At 36.9% G+C, this 3073-nt stretch carries 4 protein-coding genes; all 4 read left to right on the top strand.

Going from position 1 to position 3073, the window contains the following annotated elements:
- Positions 1 to 650: hypothetical protein (locus FTV30_RS15800; RefSeq protein WP_257228937.1), on the top strand; the 650-nt coding region annotated here is incomplete at its 5' end.
- A gap of 101 nt (positions 651 to 751) precedes the next feature.
- On the top strand, positions 752 to 985 hold the full coding sequence (locus FTV30_RS15795) for a hypothetical protein (protein WP_068553069.1): 234 nt from the start codon (positions 752 to 754) through the stop codon (positions 983 to 985).
- A gap of 202 nt (positions 986 to 1187) precedes the next feature.
- Positions 1188 to 2117: a replication initiation protein RepM gene (gene repM, locus FTV30_RS15790; RefSeq protein WP_068553070.1), complete on the top strand. Its 930-nt coding sequence runs from the start codon at positions 1188 to 1190 to the stop codon at positions 2115 to 2117.
- Between the two features lie 66 nt (positions 2118 to 2183).
- Positions 2184 to 2726, top strand: coding sequence for a plasmid replication DNA-binding protein (locus tag FTV30_RS15785; protein WP_004896925.1), 543 nt, complete (start codon positions 2184 to 2186; stop codon positions 2724 to 2726).
- Positions 2727 to 3073: the final 347 nt, after the last annotated feature.

Genomic DNA, 3073 nt, shown 5'->3' with positions numbered 1-3073 from the left:
AAACAGAACAGCAGATCCAAATCAAAAATAGCGCTAAAACGCCACCAATTGACGAAAAAGCCCTGTTTGAGGAAAAACAGAGGGAAACCCTTGGCAAAGTGCTAAAACGCGAAATCAGCGCAAAAGACGCGAATCTAGACCTGGATTTCATGCAGCGTAATCTCAAACAAGCCGAAATAACCCTGACCAAGCACCACAAACATCAAAATGAGTTCAATCAGCAGCTTGCCCAGGAGATCGTGAAAAGCGGACTCAAGCAAAGTCATGACAAATTGCAAAGCCTGGTCGATCAACACAACGAATTAACTCAGAACAAACCCTTACTGTTTGGAAAAAAAGCCTGGGAAGCCCAACGTGATGCGATTTACCAGGAGCACAAAAAGCTGAAAGGTCAGCATGAACACCAGAAAAAACATGGTGTGAAGGATTTATTGGAAAATGACAAATTCAAAGAACATGCCTGGAAGCAGTACCAACAACAACATCCAGCCAAAGCCAAGCAATACCAGACTCTATACCCATCCTATCAAGTCATTAAAAAATGTGTGGATGAGATCAAAGCAGAACAACAGATGAAACTCAGACAGGAACAACAGCTCAAAGCACAGCAACATGCGCCTAAAATGAAATCTCGTGGCATGAGTCGCTAAACAGAGCGAGTGTCTACGAGCGAACTGAGAAAATTTGCCCATCCCTTTCCCTGATTACAAGCTCCCTATCCATCAATCACCTGCTTTACAGAGCATCCCGAATGGGTGCGAACTTTCCAAATTTGATTCCTAAACCGAGCGTAGCGAGAAAAAAAGCTCATGAGCGAAGCGAATTCCGAGCTGCTTTTGATCTTGCTTTTGCTTTTTCTCAAATTCACGAAAATATGAACCAAAAATTGCCCCGACGAATCGAGCGAAAGCGAGATTCAATAGAGTTTGAGCGAAGCGAAAACCAAGGGCAATTTTTTACTCCCTGGGCTTTTAATTATTTTTAAGCTTTTAAATGCTTTTAATTAAGCTGTAATCCTTTATTCATAATGGTTCTAGAGATATTAAAACGAGGTTTACCTTGCATTAAAACGAGGTTTACCTTGCATTAAAACGAGGTTTACCTTGCATTAAAACGAGGTTTACCTTGCATTAAGCGAGATAATTATATAACCTCGTCTTATTGAATTAAAAATATAATCTTTTCATATGAAAACAGAACTAGTTGTTAAAGATAACGCCTTAATCAATGCCAGTTATAACCTCGATCTAGTTGAACAGAGGTTAATTCTCCTAGCTATTGTTGAAGCAAGGGAATCGGGTAAAGGGATAAATGCTAATGATCCACTAACAGTTCATGCTGAAAGTTATATTAATCAGTTTGGTGTACATCGAAATACGGCTTATCAGGCGTTAAAAGATGCTTGCGATGACTTGTTTGCAAGACAATTCAGTTATCAGAGTCTTAGTGAAAAAGGTAACACTATTAATCACAAATCAAGATGGGTGAGCGAGGTGGCTTATATTGATAATGAAGCTGTCGTTAGACTTATTTTTGCCCCTGCTATTGTGCCTTTAATTACTAGGTTAGAAGAACAATTTACAAAGTATGAAATACAACAAATAAGTAATTTAACAAGTGCTTATGCTGTTCGTTTATATGAAATATTGATTGCATGGCGTAGTACTGGAAAAACGCCTCTCATAACTATGTATGATTTTAGACAAAAAATAGGTGTACTCGAGACTGAATACAAACGAATGTATGATTTTAAAAAATATGTTTTAGACATTGCATTAAAACAAGTAAATGAACATACCGATATTATTGTCAAAGTTGAACAGCATAAAACAGGTAGATCTATTACTGGTTTTTCATTTAGCTTTAAACAGAAAAAATCAGCCACGCATTCAGTCGAATCTAAAAGAGATCCGAATACATTAGACCTCTTTTCAAAAATAACAGATAAACAACGCCATCTATTCGCCAACAAGCTCTCAGAGCTTCCTGAGATGAGTAAATATTCACAAGGCACAGAAAGCTATCAGCAGTTTGCTGTACGTATAGCTGCCATGCTGCAAGATGCAGAGAAATTTAAGGAATTACTTCCTTTACTCAGAAAATTAGGATTTCAATGACATTGTTAATTGAAATTGTTAAGTTAACAGTCAGGTATTAACACAAGTTGAAAACTGGTTTACATAATGAAAAAACTGTCAGTTTCAGAGTTAGCTAAGCTTTATGGATATTCAAGACAAGCCATATATGCACATATAAACAAAGGAAATTTATCTAAAGGATCTGATGGATTAATTGACTTTTCAGAGGCCCTAAGAGTTTTTGGGGAACCACAAAAAAAAGAGGATACAGTCAATCAAAGTCAATCAATTAACAGTCAAAACTTGACAGAAGTTGACTTACTAAAACGTCAAGTTGACATACTGGAAAAACAATTAAATCAGGCAATACAGAGAGAAAATCAATCTTTAGAACGTGAATCGTTTTATCAAGAACAGATTGAAGCTATGCAGCGCTTACTAGAAGCACCAAAAGCCAATATGACTACCTTTACCGATCAGAGCTTTAAACAGGATATAGCAACGGATCCTCGGTCGGAACTAGCAACGAACTATGACGAATTGACTACTCCTCAGCAAGACAATAAGCGTATTCCTATCCCGGAGCATGTTGAACCAGAACAGAAGAAGAGAGGCTTCCTAAGCCGCTTTTTCCTTCCATATGGTTAGCCAAGACTCCAGTTTTTTGAAGAGCCAATTTCAGTGCAAGCACTTGAAATAATGACTCCTCAAAAAACCGGATGATGTTTATTAAAACTGAATAAAACCGTGGAACATCGCTCAATTAGTGATCGTGGAACATGAATAATCAATAAAAAGCCGTTCTGGTGCCCTATACTCCAGAACGGCTTACGTTAATATAATGATATTTAAAGAGAAATATCAAGCATTTCGTATAAGGTGTATTATGTTAATTTTAGAAAATCTTCACTACTATTATTTTAAAATAAGCCTTATATCCAAGCATAAAACAAGGTTGTCTAGACTTCTTTTAACAGTAAAGTTATCATAAAACT

Source organism: Acinetobacter sp. YH12255 (genome assembly GCF_013417355.1).
Lineage (GTDB): Bacteria > Pseudomonadota > Gammaproteobacteria > Pseudomonadales > Moraxellaceae > Acinetobacter > Acinetobacter pseudolwoffii.
Note: the sequence above shows the minus strand (reverse complement) of the source record. Positions and strands in the feature narration are given on the sequence as shown.

Excerpts from the sequence above, each read along its gene's own strand:
- FTV30_RS15795 (WP_068553069.1), top strand. The coding sequence starts at position 752 with ATGGGTGCGAACTTTCCAAATTTGATTCCTAAACCGAGCGTAGCGAGA.
- FTV30_RS15785 (WP_004896925.1), top strand. The coding sequence starts at position 2,184 with ATGAAAAAACTGTCAGTTTCAGAGTTAGCTAAGCTTTATGGATATTCA.
- repM (WP_068553070.1), top strand. The coding sequence starts at position 1,188 with ATGAAAACAGAACTAGTTGTTAAAGATAACGCCTTAATCAATGCCAGT.